Here is an 18,095-nt window from a genome sequence, read left to right as displayed (position 1 = left end):
CGGTTGTGCTCCGGCGTAACACGATGCTTACCCGGTGGATCGTGCGCGGCCCGCGCCGAGCGACCACATATCGTCGGCGGCCGCGACCCGCATCGCCGGATTTGCTCGACTGCACGGCGAGAACGGTGACGTTGTACCCGCCAGTGAGGTCATCGTCCTCTGCCGCGGTCTCGGGGTCGGTCGCGATCGTGGATGGAAGCGATCCGGCGCGGCGTAGGAGGTTGGCGTGGAGGCGTGCATTCCGGAGGTGCGTAAGCGGCGCGATGAAGGCAGGGCCCGGCTGTGCTGATGTGGTACGGCACCGGAATGGGCGGTTGGGGTTTCGGGCTGATGGTTGTCGGCGCGATCGTGTTCTGGGCGTCGGTGGTCACGGGATCGGTCCTACTGGTTCGATATCTGACCTCGTCGCCGCAACCGCCGGCGCCGCCTCGTGGTCCGGTCGGCCCCCGGCAGATACTGGCCGAGCGGTACGCACGGGGGGAGATTTCCGACGATGAGTTCGCGCGACGTATGAGAACGCTCGATTCACACGCCGATGTATGAGAACCAGCGAGAATCGACATGTTCACTCCGTCCGCATGGAGCAGGGCATCGTCGGTGACGCGGAGGATTCGGTGATCGGCAGGTGGGCCGGTGGGATCCGGCCGTGGATCGAACCCGGACTGCTGGGTTCGGTGGCTTTCGCGTTGATCGGTGGCGTGATTGCCTGGGCGGCCGGCTCGCCGGGCGTGGCGGACGGGTTCTGGATCGCGGCGACCGTGGTGGCAATAGTGCCCGCGGTGTGGTGGATGGGTGCCACGGTACGGAAGGGGCGCGCGGGGGTCGATCTGATCGCGGTATTGTCCCTGGTCGGCACGCTGGTGGTCGGTGAGTATCTGGCCGGTGCGTTGATCGCTGTCATGTTGGCGACCGGCCGCACGCTGGACGCCGCCGCGCAGCGCAGAGCCGCACACGATCTGCGGGCGCTGCTCGAGCATGCGCCACGATCCGCGAGGATCCGTGTCGGCAGTACCGTGACCACCGTGGACCTCGACGCCGTCGAGGTCGGCGACATCGTCGTAGTGGCCGCCGGCGAGGTAGTTCCGGTCGACGGACGGATCATCGGCCCGTCCGCAGTGCTGGACGAGTCGGTGCTGACCGGTGAGCCGCTCCAGGTCGAACGCGCTGTCGGGGAGCCGGTCCGCTCCGGAGTGGTCGATGCAGGCGCGGCCTTCGAGATCCGTGCCACCGCCACTGCGCAGTCCAGCACCTACGCGGGGATTGTGCGGCTGGCCCAGCAGACCGGAGCCGAGAGCGCATCGGTAGTGCGGTTGGCCGACCGGTATGCGACGTGGTTTCTGCCGCTGACGTTGCTCGTCGCGGTGGGCGCGTGGGTGTTCAGCGGTTCGCTGGTGCGTGCGGTGGCCGTTCTGGTGGTGGCGACACCGTGTCCGCTGCTCTTGGCCGCGCCGGTGGCGATCGTATCGGGGCTCTCCCGTGCCTCCCGGCTGGGCGTGATCATCCGCGGCGGTGGCGCGCTGGAAGATCTCGGCCACGCGACGACTTTGGTAATGGACAAGACCGGCACCCTGACCGTCGGCCGACCGGTGGTCACCGACGTGATCGCCGCACCCGGCGACGATCCTGTCGATGCGTTGCGGCTGGCGGCCTCGCTCGATCAGCTGTCGCCGCATGTGCTGGCCGAAGCGATCGTCACCGAGGCGTCGGCCCGGAATCTGGTGCTGTCGTTGCCGTCGGATGTCACCGAGCAGCCCGGGCGCGGGGTACGCGGTGTCGTCGACGGGCATCGCGTCGAGGTCGGGAAACCATCCGGCGCAGCAACCGGCGCCGACTGGGCGCGGTCGGTGGTCAACCGGGCGAGCTTGGATTCGGCGGCGATCGCGTGGATTGTCGTCGACGACCGGCTCACCGCCGCGATACTGCTGCGCGATCCATTGCGTCGCCATGCCCCGCGTACGGTGCGCCGGCTACGCCGAGCCGGGCTGAACCGGCTGGTGATGCTCACCGGCGACCGGCCCGAACCTGCCCGTGAGGTCGCTACTGTATTGGGGCTGGACGAGGTGTACGCCGGACAGAGTCCCACCGACAAAGTCCGTGCGGTGCAACGCGAGCGCGGTGACGCGGTGACGGTCATGGTGGGCGACGGAGTCAACGACGCGCCGGCACTTGCCGCGGCCACGGTCGGAGTCGCGATGGGTGCGCGTGGTTCGACCGCGTCCTCGGAAGCCGCCGATATCGTGCTCGCCGCCGACCGTCTCGACCGCCTCGCCGACGCGATGGACACTGCGCGCTGGTCACGGCATATCGCGGTCCAGAGCGCGGTGGTCGGCATGAGCTTGTCGCTGATCGCGATGATCATCGCCGCGCTGGGCCGGCTGCCGCCCGCGGCCGGCGCGCTGCTCCAGGAGGCGATCGACGTCGCGGTCATCGTCAACGCCCTGCGCGCGCTACGTGGTAGCCCCGCTGCACGTACGCGACTGCCCGCCGAAACCGGCCGGCTGCTGTACCGCTTCGCTGGTGAACACGACGAACTGCGCGACACTCTCACCCTGCTCCGCACCGCTGCCGACCGGCTGGCGCAACACCCGGACCGAGCCGCACTGTCTGCGGTAGAAGACGCGTACAAGTTCCTCGTCGACTGTCTGCTGCCACACGAAATCGCCGAGGAAACCCAGCTGTATCCGATGTTGGCCGGGCCGCTCGGCAGTAGCGAAGCCACCGCCACCATGAGCCGCACCCATGCCGAGATCCAGAGACTGGCCACCCGTATCGGCACCCATCTCCGCTTGGCACAGGCCGCCGGCGGTATCGCCCCCGACCAGCTCGACGATCTGCTCGCCTGTCTCTACGGCCTGCATGCCGTGCTGCAGCTGCATTTCCTGCAAGAAGAAGAGAACTATTTCACCCTGGCCGACGATGATCGCGCACCAGTACACCCCCGTGCCGGTCATGATCCCGGCCCGGCCGGCCCGGCCCCCGCTCCGGCGCCGTAACCGGACTCACGCCGTCCGGCGCATACGGACTACCGCCGAGGAGGAATACGCGCCGACGTGTATGCCCTCGGCAGCGCGTATTCGGAAGAACCAGCTGTCGGTCGCCGATGTGCCTGCGTCGATCGACCCGGTCCATCGACGGAAATACGATCAGCTTCCGGCCACTGTGAGCGAGAGCAGTACCAGATTGAGAGCAGTGACGAGGATGGCCACCGACCAAGCGGCCAGTGTGGTGAGACGGTGGTTCGCGTTCGCACCCATCAGGGTTCGGTCACTGGTGAACCGCACCAGTGGGATCAGCGCGAACGGTATTCCGAACGACAGGATCACCTGCGAGACGATGAGCGCCCGCGTCGGCTCGACGCCGACCGCCAGCACGACGAATGCGGGAACGATTGTGATCAGCCGGCGCGTGATCAGCGCGACGCGCCGGTGGAGAAGGCCCTGCATGATCATGGCGCCGGCGTAGGCACCGACCGAGGTCGATGCCACGCCCGAGGCGAGCAGCCCGATGGCGACCAGCAATCCCGCTGCCGGACCCAGCGCATCGCTGATCCCCGTGTGCGCCGTGGCGAGTGTGGCGCCTGCCGCGTGGCCGTGCAGAGTGCGAGCGGCCAACAGCAGCATCGCCAGGTTGACCGCGCCGGCCAGCATCATGGCCAGAGCGACATCGCCGCGGGTCACCCGCAACAGCCGGGTGCGGTGCGCGGGCGTTCTCGGATGGCCGTGCCGGTCACGGACCAACCCCGAATGCAGATACACCGCGTGCGGCATCACGGTCGCACCGATTATGGCCGCGGCCAGCAACATGCTCTCGGTACCGTCGAAGCGCGGCACCGCGCCGCCGAAGGTATCGGTTATCGATGGGCGCGCGATGACCGCGGAGACGAGAAAACCCAGGGCTACGACGCTGAGCAGGCCTATCGCCAGCCGTTCGAACGGCTGCTGCCCCCACTTGCTCTGCACCGCCAGCAGCAGCAGCGAGGCGATCCCGGTGAGGACGCCGCCCACGACGAGCGGCAGGCCGAACAGGATGTTCAGCGCGATAGCGCCGCCCACCACCTCCGCGAGGTCTGTGGCCATCGCGACGGTTTCGGCCTGGGCCCAATAGGCCAGCCGCACGGGTCTGTTCGTATGTCGCCGGACCATCTCCGGCAAGGTCCGGCCCGTCACCAGCCCCAGCTTCGCGGACAGGAACTGCACCAGGCCTGCCATCACATCGGCGGCCACGATAACCCACACCAGTAGGTATCCGAATCGTGCGCCCGCGCTGATATTGGCGGCGACATTGCCGGGATCGACATACGCGATCGCTGCGACGAACGCCGGGCCGAGGAGCGCCGCGGCCGAACGAACCCGCATCAGTGCTACGCGCCGAGACACGAAATCGGTCGTGCCCATGAACCCCGATAGTACGACGGGCCGAATCTCGGTGCGCGCGCGAATCCGGGTTCCCATACGTCGGCGACTGCTGTGGTCACCACGCTGTACCGAGCACGGGGCACCGGGCGCGGGTTCGTAAGCGATCGCTACCGGTCGTGAAGCCGGTGTGCTCGTCATCGCCCAGGGAATATCGAGGTATCGGGCACAACTGTCACTCGCCGCGGCAGCTGTGCCGACGACGCCGAGAGCGGGGTGATCGGCCGGTTCCGCCGACCGGCGGGGATCTCATCCGGCTCGTCGAGATCGGTGACTTTTGTCCCTCCCGGCGCCGGTGACACCGGACCAGACTCGAAAGAGCGGGGCTGGACTCGACCGAACGGAGGCTGCGATGACGTCCGGCAGCACAGCGGTGATCGATCGCCCGGGCCTGGATCGGCTCGTCGATGTACTGCGCGCTCGCGGATACCGGGTGATCGGTCCACAGGTCCGTGACGCGGCCATCGTGCTAGACGAGCTCGAATCGGGTGCGCAACTGCCCGACGGGTGGGGCGTGGAGACCGCGCCCGGGCACTATCGGCTCCGGCGCCGTGCCGACGGAGCGGTTTTCGCGCATTCCGCCGGCCCTGGCTCCTGGAAACAGTTCCTTCACCCGCCCCGGCGGAAAGTGCTCGCCCTGGGCCCCGATCTGGAGCCGGAACCCGTCGCGCCGGCTCCGGCGCGTTCGGCCTTCCTCGGCGTTCGCGGATGTGACCTGGCGGCGATCGGAATTCTGCGCCGGGTGCTGGGCGAGGGCGAGCACCCCGATACCGGTTTCACCGGCCGCTGTGGTGGCCTGTTCGTCGTGGCGGTGAACTGCACCGAGCCGGGTGGTGTGTGCTTCTGCGCGTCGATGGGTACCGGACCGGGCGCTGCCGCGGGCTATGACCTCGCGCTTACCGAGGACGCCGGTGCCGAACACCGCTTCGTCGTGGAGGTGGGGACCGAGGAGGGCGCGGATGTGCTCGCCGAACTGCCCTGTCGCCCGGCCGGGACCGACGAGGTGAACCGCGCTCACGAGTCGGTGGCGGCCGCGGCGAACCGAATGGGTCGCACGATGCCGGACGTCGATCTCCCGGGTCTGGTTCGTGACTCCCGGGAGTCGCCGCATTGGGAAGATGTCGCGTCGCGCTGTCTCACCTGCGGGAACTGCACCATGGTCTGCCCGACGTGTTTCTGCACCACGACCGAGGACATCACCGACCTCACCGGTGACCACGCCGAACGCTGGGAGCGGTGGGCATCGTGTTATGAGCTGGACTTCTCCTACGTGCACGGTGGTAGCGTCCGCCGGACGGGGGAGAGCCGGTATCGGCAATGGCTGAGTCACAAACTCGGCACCTGGCATGATCAGTTCGGCAGCTCGGGATGCGTGGGATGCGGCCGGTGCATCGACTGGTGCCCGGCCGGTATCGACCTGACCGCGGAGGTGGCCCGGCTCGCCGAATCGGCCGAGGAGTCCGGAGATGCCCACTGCCGATGACCTGGCGTCGTTCGCGAGTCTGGCGGGACTGGACACCGAAACACTGCGTGTGCTGGCGGGGGCCGGTCGCGAGGTCTCGTTTCCGGCCGGGCACCGGGTGATCCAGGAAGGGCAGCAGGCAGGCCGGTGCTGGCTGATCCGCAGCGGCCGGATCCGGCTGGACGCACGCATCGGTGGGCATACCGATATCGTTCTGCAAACTCTCGACGCGGGTGATCTCCTGGGGTGGTCCTGGTTGGTGCCGCCGTACCGCTGGCATTTCGGAGCGTTGACCACCGAACCGGTGCGGGCCGTCGAATTCGACGCAGCCACCCTCATTGCGCTGTCCGAAAGCAATCCGCAGTTCGGCCGAGCGTTGCTGCTCGTCCTGTTCGAGACGGTATTGGGTCGGTTGCAGGCGACGCGAGCGCGGCTGGTCGATCTCTATCGCAATCCGGCCGAGCCCCTGGGACTCGGTGGTACGGGCAGTCGATCATGACCAGTGCCGCCGTTGCCGATATCGTCGCGGACGATACGACTCTGCCGTATCGGGCCGTGCGGCGCATGCCGCAGACCCGGGACACCACGACCGTGGTGCTGGAACCCGTACACCGCGCTGTGCCGCGATTCCGGGCCGGACAGTTCATGATGCTCTACAGTTTCGGCGTCGGCGAGGTGGCCATCTCCGTGAGTGGCGATCCGACCGCCCCCGACGAACGGCTCGAGCATACGGTCCGCGCGGTCGGCGCGGTGAGTGCGGCGCTGCACGATACCGCCGTCGGGGGTTTGATCGGGGTACGCGGCCCCTTCGGCACCGGATGGGATCCGGACGTGGCGACCGGGGGAGATCTCGTCATCGTCGGTGGCGGTCTGGGGTTGGCGCCGCTCCGCCCACTGGTGCTCGCCGTTCTCGCGGCCCGCGATCGCTTCCGGCGCGTCACGGTGATCAGTGGTGCGCGCACACCCGCCGACGTGTTGTTCCCACTGGACCAGGATCGGTGGGCGAGCGAGGGGCATATCGAATTGCTGCGCACCGTCGACCATCCGGCGCCGGACTGGACCGGCCGGGTCGGGTTCGTCACCGAACCGCTGGGCCGGTTGAACCTCGATCCCGCCCGGACCACCGGATTCCTGTGCGGACCGGAACCGATGATGCGGTTCTGTGCCCAGGTACTGCTCGGCAAGGGTGTACCCGGCGACCGGATCCGAGTGTCGCTGGAGCGCAATATGAAATGTGGAGTCGCTCGATGCGGACACTGTCAGCTGGGCCCCCTCCTGCTGTGTCGTGACGGACCGATCGTCGACTACACGGTGGCCCAACCCCTGCTCGCGGTGCGCGAATTATGACCGCCGTACCGACACTGGCGGTCTGGAAGTTCACCTCCTGTGACGGGTGCCAGCTGACGCTGCTCGATTGTGAAGACGAATTGCTCGCACTCGCCGGCCGTGTCCGCATCGTGCATTTCACCGAAGCGTCGGAAACGGCGGAACCGGGACCGTACGATGTCTCGCTGGTCGAAGGTTCGGTGACCACCCCCGACGAACTACGGCGTATCACTGAGATTCGCGAGCAGTCCCGCATTCTGGTGGCCATAGGAGCGTGTGCGACCCACGGCGGTATCCAGGCACTCCGGAATTTTGCGAATATCGAGGAGTTCACCTCGATCGTGTACGCCAGTCCGGAGTATATCGAGACCCTGGCCACGTCCACACCGATCTCGGACCATGTGGCCGTCGATTTCGAGCTGCGCGGCTGCCCGATCGATCGCCGCCAGCTCATCGACACACTGTGCGCCTTCCTGGCCGGGCGCGCCCCGGATATCCCGAACACCAGCGTCTGCACCGAATGCAAACGCCGGGGAACCACCTGTATCACTGTCGCCGAGGGGATTCCGTGCCTGGGACCGGTGACCCAGGCGGGGTGCGGGGCGCTGTGCCCGGCTTACCACCGGGGATGCTTCGGGTGTTTCGGTCCGATGGCCGATCCGAATATGCACGCGTTGTTGCCGATTCTCCGGGTGAACGGAATGTCGGTCGACGATGTCGATCGGGCATTCCGCACGTTCGCCGCGGCGGCCCCCGAATTCGCGGAGCCGGGTCGTGACGAGCGAACGTAGGCGGCTCGAAGTCGGTGCCCTCGCGCGCGTGGAAGGTGAGGGTGCTCTGCACATCGTCGTCGAGGACGGCGTCGTGAGCTCCGCCGAACTCCACATCTACGAGCCGCCACGGTTCTTCGAAGCGTTGCTGCGCGGCCGTGCCTATACCGAACCGCCCGACATCACCTCCCGTATCTGCGGTATCTGCCCGGTGGCCTACCAGGTGAGCGCATGCAACGCGCTGGAGCAGTTGTGCGGAGTCGAACTGGATCCGCCGCTCCGTGAACTGCGCCGGTTGCTCTACTGCGGCGAGTGGATCGCCAGTCACTGCCTGCACATCTTCCTACTGCACATCCCCGACTTCGTCGGCGTTCCCGATGCGGTGGCGCTGGCCCGGCAGGACCGCGAACTGGTGGAAAAAGGGCTGATGATGAAGAAGGCGGGCAATATGCTGCTCGAACTGCTCGGCGGGCGGGCGATCCATCCCGTGAACGTCCGGCTGGGCGGCTTCTACTCGGTCCCCGAGCGCCGCGATTTCGGTGCGGTCGCCGAGGCGCTGCGCCGCGGCCTGGACTGCGCAGTATGGACCGCGCGGCGAGTGGCCGGATTCGACTTTCCCGAGTCCGAACTCGACTGTGAACTGGTCGCGGCCGCCGATCCGGGACGCTACGCGATCGAGACCGGGGAGATCCGGACCAGCGGTGGACTGTGTTTCCCGGCGTCCGGTTTCGCTGATCACATGGTCGAGCGGCAGGTCCGGCATTCCACCGCGCTGTACGCGGACCTCGCCGGTCGCCCGTATCTGACCGGTCCGCTGGCGCGGTACTCGCTGAACTCGGCGCAGTTGTCGCCCGGCGCAAGGGAACTCGCTGCCGATATCGGCCTCGGGGACGGTTGCCGGAACCCGTACCGCAGCATCCTGGTGCGCCTGGTGGAGGTCGCGCATGCCATGGAGGTGGCGTCGGCACTGATCGCCGGTTATCGGCGCCCGCCTCGCGCGGCGGTGGCGGTCCGACCCCGGCCCGGGACCGGGTACGGGGTGAGCGAGGCGCCCCGTGGACTGCTCTACCACCGCTACGACATCGATGCCGACGGAATCGTCCGCTCCGCCGATATCGTTCCGCCGACCGCACAGAACCAGGCGGTGATCGAGGGGGACCTCCGGCAGGCGGTGGCGGCCGATCTCGACCTGCCGGACCGGGAACTGACCGCGCTCTGCGAACGGACGATCCGCAACTACGATCCCTGTATCTCCTGTTCAGCACATTTTCTGACACTCGACGTGACCGGGCGCTGACAATGTGGAGCGCAGTCGTCGTGGGCGTCGGGACCGGCTGTCGCCGGGACGACGGGGTCGGGCCGCTGGTGGTGTCGCGACTGGCGGCGCTCGATATGCCCGGACTCGTACTGACGGTCTCGGACGGTGACTGCGCCCAACTGTTGGAATTGTGGACCGGCATGGACCTGGCGATCGTCGTCGACGCGATGCGCGCAACTCCGGCTCGTCCGGGCCGTATCCGGCGTATCGATGGGTCCCGTTTGCGTTCGTCGGCCACCGCGGCCAGCTCACACTCCCTCGGCGTGGCCGAAGCGGTCCGGCTGGGTCACGCGCTGGACCGCCTCCCGCGCCGCCTGGTGGTCGTCACAGTCGAGGCCGCGCGCCTGGACCCCGGTATCGGTCTGACCGCGGCAGTGGCGGCCGCGGTACCGAAGGTGATCGAAATCGTGCGCACCGAGCTGAAGAGCAGTGCCGCCGCCTGGGTCGTGCGCCCGGAACACCTGCCGCCGGGCGATCCGCCGATGCGCGGAAGATTGTCGTAGACCGGCCCGCCCGGGACGACCGCATATCATGCCGCGGCGCTGTGTCGGCGACGGCCGCCGTATCGGTCGCCGGACTCACCACCTCGATCGGCACGGTCATGGCGGAGGCGACATCGGCGGTGGTTGTCCCGGCGGCCGTGATGTCGGATTCGCAGAGTATCCACATCTCGCGGTCCTGATCGTCCACAGTGTGCGCTCGCCGGGGCCACCGGGTAGGGCCGAACCTACCCGGTTCGCGGGCCGACCGGCCCCACCGGATGGTCTCCGGGCCTCTTGGCGCTGCCGCTTCGTCCACCGACGCTGGAACTATGTCGTGTACAGGTGCTCTCTCCGCGGCCACGGTAGCCGGAGCCCGCGCCCGGGACATACCGTGGACGTTCCCGTACCACGTTCCGGACTCTGTTCGTTCAGGAACAGCCACACCGTGACGGATGATCCGTCCGCCGACCGGTCGCCGCCGGACGTGCCGGGTCGGGATCCGACGTCTCCGGTGCCGACGCGCGCGGGTCCGGGCCACGGCCGTCCGGCCCCGCCGATCGACGGACTCCATCACCTGGGGGTGCCCGCCGTCGATCCCGTCGCAGCCGGTGACTGGTACGCCACTGTGTTCGGTTTCCTGCGCGTACTCATCGAGGAATGCGCGGATGAGGTGTCGACTGTCCTGCTGGACCATCCCAGTGGCGCCCAGCTGTTGCTCCGCCGTGCGACCGGCCCCCGGGCCGTGGGGTCGAGCGAGTTCGGTTTCCGGGTCCCCGATCACCGCGCACTGCAGGATTGGGCAGGCCGTCTCGACGATCTGGACGTCGAGCACGGCCCGGTGCATCGCGCGCATCTGGGCTGGGCATTGACCCTGATCGGGCCCGACGGTGTACACATCCAACTCCGCGCCGGTGCAGGGCCGAGTGGTGAAGCGGGATGACCGCGCACGGCGGTACCCGGTTCCGAGGGGTCCTCGGCTGTGGTGCGGGACCAAGGTCCCGCGGTGGCATCGACGAGTGGCTCTACTGACTGTCGCATTCGGAGATCGAGAATTTTTCTGGAGGGTCGACGAAAGCAGGAGGGCCTGATGCCGGCATTACCGGACTTTCTCGACCGCTTCCGGCCCGCGGGGTTGCCCGGGGCGGCCGCTGCTCGCGGTATCCCGGTCGATCGGTCTGCCGCCGCTGCCGCGGAGCTCATGCCGGTGCTGGCGCGGCTGGACCCGGTACAGGACGAGGCCGAACGGTTGCGGGCGGCGGCGCTGGATCAGGCGGCGGATATTCGCCGCGCGGGCCGCGACGACGCTGCCGCGGTAGTGCGGCGAGCGCGCGAGAACACCCAGCGTGTCGCCGCACGAGCCGAGTCGGTGGCAATGCGCTCGCAGGCGGGCGCGTTCCCGGATGTCCTCGATGCCGCGACCGAGGCCGGGGTTGTCGTCGACCGCTTGCCGCCGTATGTCGAGCAGGTCGTCTCCGCCGCGCGTGACCTGATCGCCGGCATGTGCGCGCCACCCGACGAGGCGGCGGTCCGGTGAGTGCCGGATGGGTGGCGGGCAATGTGCGGGCCGCCGGTCTGTGCGGGCGCCGGTTGGGAGTCGAGCGAACCCGTGAATTGGCCCGGGCCGGGGCGTTGGACGCCGCGCAGCGGGTGTTGGCCCGGAGTTCGTATCGGCGCGACCTGCGGATCGGGGCGACTCTGCTGGAGACCGAACTCGCGGTATCGGCAACGCTGCTCTGGCATCTGCGAGTCCTCGCCGGCTGGCAATCCCGGCGGGGCGCACGCATGATTCGTACCCTCGCCGGTGGATTCGAAATCGCCAATATCGGTGCGCTCGCGGCGCGGCTGGCAGGGGCCGCACCGTGTGGCGAATACGAACTGGGAACTCTCGATTGGGCCTGGAACAGGCTGCGGCATGCCCGGACTTTGTCCGAACTCTCTGCCGCGCTGCAAAATTCGGTCTGGGGCGACCCTGGCGGCGAGACGGCCCGGGATATCGTCGATGTCGCACTGTCGGTCTGGGCCGACCGAGTCGCGGCGACCGTACCGATCGGCCGCGCCTGGGCCCACGGCGCGGTGGCTCTGCTGACAGCGCGCCGCATCTTTGCCGAACCACAGCCGCTGCCGCTACCCGGGCCCCTGTCCCGGCACGTCGCGCATCTGCTCGGTCCTGCCGCGCTTTCGGTGACCGATCTGTCCTCCTACCGAACGGCATTGCCGTCGACGGCGCGCTGGGTGCTCGCCGATGTCGACACTGTTCCCGACCTGTGGCACGCGGAGTTCTCCTGGTGGCGGCGACTGGGCACCGACGGCGCGACGCTGATGGCGGATATGCCCTTCGGTGCATCGCTTCCGGTCGGCGCGACCGCGCTGCTGGCGGTGGACGCGTGGCAGGTGCGGGCTGCTCTACAGGTCGCGGCCGGTACGGGAAATCCGGAGGAGTTCGATGAGCTGGTCTGATTCGGTGCTCCCGGTACGGATGCAGCGCATTGCGCTGGTAGCCCCGGCGGATGGGCTGCGCGATCTGCTGGTCCGAGTCGCCGCCACCGGAAAAGTGGATGTGGACCACGGTGAGAATTCGGTCGACCATCACGAAACAGTGGTGGCACTGGCGGCGCGGGAGCCGGATCCCGCCGCACTCGTACAGACCGGAAGAGCCGACCTGGCGGCCGGTGAGAACCAGCTGCGCCTCCGCCGTGATGCAGCGGTGCACCGGCGTGCGGTCGTCGCTGTCTCCGGATGGTGCCCGAAGCGGGACATGGCCGGTGTGAGCGCAAGTATCGAGTCCGTTCCGGCAGCACTGGTGCCGTTGAGTTCGCCACCCGGTGTGGACCCGCCGACACTGCTGCGCGATTCGCCGCGGTTGCGGCGCGCGTTCGCGCCGTTGGTCGGGCTGTACGGCGTGGTGCCGTATCGCGATATCGATCCGTCCATTGTCGCCGGACCGGCCTACGCGGCGATGTTCGGAATGATGTTCGGTGATGCCGGGCACGGGCTGCTGCTGCTCGCGGCAGCGCTGGTGCTGCGCAGTGGCCGGATCCGGCGCCTGGCCTCGTTGCGGCGCCTGTGGGTATTCGTCGCGGGTGCGGGTTCGGCCGCAATTGTCTTCGGGCTTCTCTACGGCGAGTTCTTCGGACCGACAGGGGTGCTGCCGGTGTTGTGGTTGCAGCCGCTGGAGGAGCCGGACCGGCTATTGGTGGCGGCCGTCGCGGCCGGGGCAGGATTGTTGGCGGCGGCCTACGGGTTGGGGGTAGCCAACCGCTGGCGTGAAGGAGGACTGCCGCTGGCTCTCTACGCTGCGTCCGGAGTTGCCGGTGCGGCGACGTTTCTCGGTCTGGCCGTTCTCACCACCGGTGCCCTGATACATGACCGTGCGGTCGGATTCGCCGGCGCCGGACTCACTGCGGCCGGACTGACGCTATCGATGATCGGCGCGTTCACCGAATCGGGCGGGGGACCCACCGGAGTCGCCCGCGCCGGCGTGGGTCTGATGGATCTGGTGATGCATATCGTTGCGAACCTCGTATCGTTCGCTCGGCTGGCCGCGTTCGGTATGACCCACGCTGCCCTGGGCCAGGTGATCTGGCACGCCACCGTGGCCACCGGCGCCGCCGGAACCGTAGCCGGTGTCGTGACCGCCGTCGCGATTTTCTCGATCGGAAACGTGCTCGCGTTCGCGCTCGAGGCCTTGGTCGCCGCGGTTCAGGCGCTGCGGTTGGAGTTCTATGAACTGTTCTCCCGGGTCTTTGTCGATGCTGGAAGGTCTTTCAGGCCATGGCGGGTTACCGTCGTCGAATCTGCAGGAGTGTCATGATCTGGATTCTCACTCTTCTTCTTGTCGGGGCCGCCACGGGTGCCGGTGGTCTGCCGCGGCGGCGGCACAGCCGGGTGGGGGCGAGGCGGTGTGCCGGATTCGCTCTGGTAGCCGGTGCGACACTGTTCGCCATGGCCCTTTCGGCGGGTCCGGCTTCGGCCGCTGATCCGGCCGCCGCGGCCGCGAGCGGATCGAACTGGGCGGCCCTGATCGGTGCGGCGATCGCTGTCGCGGGATCGTCGATTGCGGCGGGTGTGGCCGTTGCCTACACCGGCGCGGCCGCTCTGGCAGCTCTGAGCGAACGACCCGAGCTTTTCGGGCGCGCGATGGTCATCGTCGGTCTGGCGGAGGGAATCGCCATCTACGGGCTGGTCGTGGCGATCTTGCTGATCGGAAAGGCCTGATATGGGGACAGTCGTGGTGCTCGGCGAACCCGGACAAGTGCGGTCGTACGCCCTGGCGGGTGCGGTGGTGGTGCCCGCAGTGGGGGCCGCGGCGGTGCGGCAGGCGTGGCGCGAGCTGGACGCCGGCACAGCCGTGGTCGTCGTGACAGCGGCAGCGGCGAAGTTTCTCACCGAGGAACTGGAGGCGAGTTCGCTGCCGACGGTGGTGATGCCGGAATGACGCAGGCGAGCGTGGGGCGATGAATGGCGGGAGATCGGTTGACCTTCTACTCGAACCGCTGCGTGCGGCGATGCTCAGCCGGGCACATTCCGAGGCGGACCGGATTGTCGATTCTGCGCGCATCGCGGCACGAAACGAGAAGGCGCGGGCCGACACCGCGGCAGTGGAGATCGCGCGCCGGGCAACCGAGATCGGGCGTGCTCGGGCCGCTGAACGGCTCGCTGCCGCCCGCCGGGACGCGGCCCGGCGCCGCCGGGACCGGGTTCTGCTGGCCCAGCGGGCAGCGTACGACCGATGGCAGGACGCGGCGACGGCGGCGGTACTGCGGATACGAACCGAGCCCGGCTATCCGGAAGTCCTCGCCGGGCTCCGGGCTTTCGCGGTGCGAACGCTCGGCACGGAGGTGCGTATCGCCGAGGACCCGGCGGGCGGCCTGGTCGCTCGGGCCGGCAGCCGGATTCTCGATCTGCGGTTGACGACCATCGCCACCCACGCACTACAGCGGACTCGGCCGGGAGTCGACGGGCTGTGGACATGATCGGCACGAACCTTTCACCGCCGCGCCAGTGAGGTGTGACTATGAGCCGGAGGATTTTCGCGACCGACGAGGGTTCGATGCCCGCGGGCGAGCCGCTGCGGTCCGGAAGCGGCGCCGCGGAGAAACTGTCCGGCATCGTACCGGGCGCACGCGCGGTAACGCCGGCGCTCGGTACGGACAACGCTTCGGGCAGTGATACGGAAGCCGATGCGACGGTGGAGCCGGCCCGGATCCGTCGCGTTGTCGGACCATTGGTCCAGGTCGACCGTTTTCCGGGAGCAGCGATGAACGAGCTCGTGACGCTGGGCAGCGATGCCTGCCCGGCCGAGGTGGTCGCTATCGCGGGCGACCGGGTGACAGTGCAGGCCTACGAATACACCGGTGGCCTCGGCCCCGGCGCCCCGGTGTTCCCGCTGCGCCGCCGGCTGTCGGCGCGGCTCGCGCCCGATCTGCTCGGCGGAGTCTTCGACGGACTGCTGCGACCACTGCACGACGCACCGACCTGGCTGCTGCCCGGCGCGGTGGTGCGAAAAACGTCGCAGTGCTGGCGTTTTCGCCCCACAGTGGCAGTCGGCGATCGGCTCGCGGCCGGTGCCGCACTCGGTGTTGTCGACGATGCCGGTGGGCCGTTGGAATACCGGGTGCTCGTCCCACCCGGAGGCGGCGGAACAGTGAGTTGGGTGGCGGACCACGGAGATCACCGTGCCGAGGACACCGTGGCGACGGTAGCGGGACACGCTGTCACTGTCGCTCAGGGCTGGCCGGTACGGGTACCACGTCCCTACCGTGAGCGAGGGAGCCACGCAGAATCTCTGCGGACCGGACAACGCGCGGTGGATCTACTCTTCCCCCTGGTCAAGGGCAGTACCGTGGGCGTGCCGGGGGGATTCGGTACCGGCAAGACGATGCTCCTGCAGCAGATCGCGAAATGGTGTGATGCCGATGTCATCGTCTACGTCGGCTGCGGGGAACGCGGCAATGAGATGGCCGAGATCGTCGGCGAGCTGTCCGGGCTCGAAGATCCGCGCACCGGTGGGCGGCTGATCGAACGGACAGTGGTCATCGCCAACACTTCGAACATGCCGCTCATGGCACGTGAGGCGAGCGTGTATACCGCGGTCACGGTGGCCGAATATTTCCGGGATATGGGATATCACGCGGTGGTGATCGCCGATTCCACCTCGCGATGGGCGGAAGCGCTGCGTGAATTCGGCTCCCGGCTCGGCATGATGCCCGCCGAGGAAGGGTATCCGGCAGACCTCGGCTCGGCACTGGCGGCTTTCTACGAACGCGCCGGGACGGTGACCACGCTCGCCGGCGCCGCGGGGTCGGTGACCATCATCGCCGCCGTCTCACCACCGGGTGGGGACCTGTCGGAACCGGTGACGGCGCAGACCGAGCGATTCGTTCGCTGCCGTTGGACCCTGGATCGTGAACTCGCCTATGCCCGGCACTATCCGGCGGTGTCGTGGTCGGAGTCGTTCTCTCACGATGTGGACGTAGTGGCCGCGGATCACGCGGCGGCCGGGGACCCCGACTGGGGTACTCGGCGCGCTCAGGTGGCGGGTCTGCTGATCGAGGCCGATCGACTCGCTACCCTCACCGAATTGGTCGGCGTGGACACCTTGCCGCCGGATCAACGAATGGTGGTGCTGGCCGGTCGTCTGCTGCGTGAGGGCTTCCTACAGCAGAACGGCCTCTCGGCCCGCGATGCCCATTGTTCGATGGCCAAGACCGTCGCACTCGCCGACGCGATTCTGACGGTGGTCGGCCGTTGTCGTGAGCTGGTCGCTTCCGGAGTGTTGCCCGAACAGCTGGAAGAGCTGGATTTCGGGCAACTCGTCCGGGCCCGCGAAGCTGCCGGGCCCGAGGACACCGTGGCGGTGGCAGCCGCCCGCGAAACCGTGCTCGGGATGCTGTCGAGGGCGCACAAGCGGTACCGGGCGTCGGAAGCGATTCTGCCGGAGGAGAAATGATGTCGCGGCCCTGGATCGACTACACCGATATCCGTGAATTGCGTGGTCCGTTACTGGTGGTGGGTGGTGTCACCGGAGTGGGCTGGGACGAGTTCGCCCGAATCGAGTTGCGCGGCGGCGGTAGACGGCACGGCACCGTACTGGAAGTGACGGATGATCTGGCGGTGCTGGAGGTACTCGAGGGCACCGAAGCCATCGACCCCGCGGAGACTGTCGTCGAATTCTCCGGGGCTCCGTTCGTGGTGCCGGTCGGCGACAACTGGTTGGGCCGGGTGGGCGACGGACGCGGCGAACCCCTGGACGGCGGTCCGCCCGTGGTGGGGCCGCAGATGCCGGTCTTCGGCGCGCCTTTGAATCCGACGCGCCGTGCACCACCCGCCGACCCGGTGCTGACCGGGGTGTCGGTGATCGATGCGCTGACGACCCTGGTGCGTGGGCAGAAGCTGCCGATCTTCTCCCGGCCAGGACTGCCACATCTCCGGTTGGCCTGTCAGATCGCCGCGCAATCGAGTGTGGGACCCGAACCGTTCTGCGCGGTGGTCGCGACCATGGGACTGACCCACAGCGACGCCGACTATGTGCGCGCCACCCTCGAAGAGCGGGGCGCGGCGGGAGAGCTGATTCTCCTGATCAACCTTGCCGGTGATCCCGTGATCGAGCGGTTGCTCACCCCCCGGGTGGCTCTGACCATCGCCGAGCAACTGGCATTCGGGGATCCGGGCGGTCGGCATGTCCTGGTGGTACTCGCCGATATGACGAACTACGCCGAAGCCTTGCGCGAGGTCTCGGCGGCGCGCCATGAAATGCCCGGCCGCCGCGCGTATCCCGGCTATCTCTACAGTGATCTGGCTTCGATCTACGAGCGTTGTGGTCGTATTCGCGGCCGAGAGGGCTCGGTGACAGTGTTGCCGGTTCTGACGATGCCCGGCGGTGACATCACCCATCCGGTTCCTGATCTCACCGGGTATATCACCGAAGGACAGATCGTGCTCTCGGCGGACCCGTCCGCTGGTGGCGTCTATCCACCGGTCGATGCCCTGTCGTCGTTGTCTCGACTGATGCGCTCCGGTGCGGGGGCCGGCCGTACCCGAGCCGATCATCTGCCAGTGGCTACGCAACTGCTGTCGGCGCTGGCCCGGGCCCGGCAGGTGCGCGAGCTGACCGAACTGATCGGCATCGGGACACTGACCGAGGTCGACCGAGCCCATCTGGAACTCGCCGATGCCTTCGCCGCCGAACTGGTCGATCAAGGTACCGCCGAATGCCGCTCGCTGGACGATACCTTGGACCGGGCCTGGCGGGTGCTGACCCGGCTGCCGCGCAGCGCGCTGACCGCGCTTCCGGATGACCTGCTCGACGCACACGAGGTGAAATAG

The 18,095-nt window shown here is 68.2% G+C and carries 19 protein-coding genes; 18 read left to right on the top strand and 1 reads right to left on the bottom strand.

Translation table 11 applies throughout. The features are described 5' to 3' along the window. Positions 1-288: 288 nt before the first annotated feature. Together ACWEWT_RS07725 and ACWEWT_RS07720 are read left to right on the top strand one after the other, a co-directional pair. Complete coding sequence (locus ACWEWT_RS07725; protein ID WP_452557263.1) at positions 289-543, top strand: SHOCT domain-containing protein; 255 nt, start codon at positions 289-291, stop codon at positions 541-543. A gap of 35 nt (positions 544-578) precedes the next feature. Then, positions 579-2,993 carry a heavy metal translocating P-type ATPase gene (locus tag ACWEWT_RS07720; RefSeq protein WP_452557261.1) on the top strand — a complete coding sequence of 805 codons (2,415 nt, stop codon included), beginning with the start codon at positions 579-581 and terminating at the stop codon, positions 2,991-2,993. A 150-nt stretch (positions 2,994-3,143) separates the two neighbouring features. On the opposite strand, the gene ACWEWT_RS07715 is transcribed toward ACWEWT_RS07720, so the two are convergent. Then, positions 3,144-4,394: an Nramp family divalent metal transporter gene (locus ACWEWT_RS07715; protein WP_452557259.1), complete on the bottom strand. Its 1,251-nt coding sequence runs from the start codon at positions 4,392-4,394 to the stop codon at positions 3,144-3,146. A gap of 370 nt (positions 4,395-4,764) precedes the next feature. Here ACWEWT_RS07715 and ACWEWT_RS07710 point away from each other — a divergent pair, with 370 nt between their 5' ends. The 16 genes from ACWEWT_RS07710 to ACWEWT_RS07635 all read left to right on the top strand — a co-directional run bounded on the left by ACWEWT_RS07710 (position 4,765) and on the right by ACWEWT_RS07635 (position 18,095). Further along, positions 4,765-5,895, top strand: coding sequence for a 4Fe-4S dicluster domain-containing protein (locus ACWEWT_RS07710; RefSeq protein WP_452557257.1), 1,131 nt, complete (start codon positions 4,765-4,767; stop codon positions 5,893-5,895). After that, positions 5,879-6,373: a Crp/Fnr family transcriptional regulator gene (locus ACWEWT_RS07705; RefSeq protein ID WP_452557255.1), complete on the top strand. Its 495-nt coding sequence runs from the start codon at positions 5,879-5,881 to the stop codon at positions 6,371-6,373. Before ACWEWT_RS07710 ends, ACWEWT_RS07705 begins: the two co-directional genes overlap by 17 nt. After that, positions 6,370-7,221 carry an FAD/NAD(P)-binding protein gene (locus ACWEWT_RS07700; RefSeq protein WP_452557254.1) on the top strand — a complete coding sequence of 284 codons (852 nt, stop codon included), beginning with the start codon at positions 6,370-6,372 and terminating at the stop codon, positions 7,219-7,221. The genes ACWEWT_RS07705 and ACWEWT_RS07700 overlap by 4 nt, the downstream gene beginning before the upstream one ends. Beyond that, positions 7,218-7,991 carry an NADH-quinone oxidoreductase subunit B family protein gene (locus ACWEWT_RS07695; RefSeq protein WP_452557252.1) on the top strand — a complete coding sequence of 258 codons (774 nt, stop codon included), beginning with the start codon at positions 7,218-7,220 and terminating at the stop codon, positions 7,989-7,991. The genes ACWEWT_RS07700 and ACWEWT_RS07695 overlap by 4 nt, the downstream gene beginning before the upstream one ends. Next, on the top strand, positions 7,975-9,267 hold the full coding sequence (locus ACWEWT_RS07690; protein ID WP_452557250.1) for a Ni/Fe hydrogenase subunit alpha: 1,293 nt from the start codon (positions 7,975-7,977) through the stop codon (positions 9,265-9,267). Before ACWEWT_RS07695 ends, ACWEWT_RS07690 begins: the two co-directional genes overlap by 17 nt. A 20-nt stretch (positions 9,268-9,287) precedes the next feature. Further along, positions 9,288-9,791, top strand: coding sequence for a hydrogenase maturation protease (locus ACWEWT_RS07685; protein WP_452557248.1), 504 nt, complete (start codon positions 9,288-9,290; stop codon positions 9,789-9,791). 41 nt (positions 9,792-9,832) lie between these two features. Continuing rightward, a complete protein-coding gene (locus tag ACWEWT_RS07680; RefSeq protein ID WP_452557246.1) occupies positions 9,833-9,970 on the top strand; it encodes a hypothetical protein in 138 nt (45 codons plus the stop codon). Positions 9,971-10,281: 311 nt separating this feature from the next. Beyond that, complete coding sequence (locus ACWEWT_RS07675; RefSeq protein WP_452557244.1) at positions 10,282-10,710, top strand: VOC family protein; 429 nt, start codon at positions 10,282-10,284, stop codon at positions 10,708-10,710. 147 nt (positions 10,711-10,857) lie between these two features. Beyond that, a complete protein-coding gene (locus ACWEWT_RS07670; protein WP_452557242.1) occupies positions 10,858-11,304 on the top strand; it encodes a hypothetical protein in 447 nt (148 codons plus the stop codon). Further along, on the top strand, positions 11,301-12,227 hold the full coding sequence (locus ACWEWT_RS07665) for a hypothetical protein (protein ID WP_452557240.1): 927 nt from the start codon (positions 11,301-11,303) through the stop codon (positions 12,225-12,227). Before ACWEWT_RS07670 ends, ACWEWT_RS07665 begins: the two co-directional genes overlap by 4 nt. Beyond that, a complete protein-coding gene (locus ACWEWT_RS07660; protein WP_452557238.1) occupies positions 12,214-13,581 on the top strand; it encodes a V-type ATPase 116kDa subunit family protein in 1,368 nt (455 codons plus the stop codon). Before ACWEWT_RS07665 ends, ACWEWT_RS07660 begins: the two co-directional genes overlap by 14 nt. Beyond that, positions 13,578-13,985 carry an ATP synthase subunit C gene (locus tag ACWEWT_RS07655; protein ID WP_452557236.1) on the top strand — a complete coding sequence of 136 codons (408 nt, stop codon included), beginning with the start codon at positions 13,578-13,580 and terminating at the stop codon, positions 13,983-13,985. The genes ACWEWT_RS07660 and ACWEWT_RS07655 overlap by 4 nt, the downstream gene beginning before the upstream one ends. A 1-nt stretch (position 13,986) precedes the next feature. Further along, complete coding sequence (locus tag ACWEWT_RS07650) at positions 13,987-14,205, top strand: hypothetical protein (protein WP_452557234.1); 219 nt, start codon at positions 13,987-13,989, stop codon at positions 14,203-14,205. Between the two features lie 70 nt (positions 14,206-14,275). Continuing rightward, positions 14,276-14,743, top strand: a complete 468-nt coding sequence (locus tag ACWEWT_RS07645; protein WP_452557232.1) for a hypothetical protein — start codon at positions 14,276-14,278, stop codon at positions 14,741-14,743. Between the two features lie 41 nt (positions 14,744-14,784). Beyond that, positions 14,785-16,719 carry a V-type ATP synthase subunit A gene (locus tag ACWEWT_RS07640; protein ID WP_452557230.1) on the top strand — a complete coding sequence of 645 codons (1,935 nt, stop codon included), beginning with the start codon at positions 14,785-14,787 and terminating at the stop codon, positions 16,717-16,719. Further along, entirely contained in the window at positions 16,716-18,095 is a 1,380-nt protein-coding gene (locus ACWEWT_RS07635) for a V-type ATP synthase subunit B (RefSeq protein WP_452557228.1), read from the top strand. The genes ACWEWT_RS07640 and ACWEWT_RS07635 overlap by 4 nt, the downstream gene beginning before the upstream one ends.

The organism is Nocardia sp. NPDC003963, from assembly GCF_053605105.1.
Note: the sequence above shows the minus strand (reverse complement) of the source record. Positions and strands in the feature narration are given on the sequence as shown.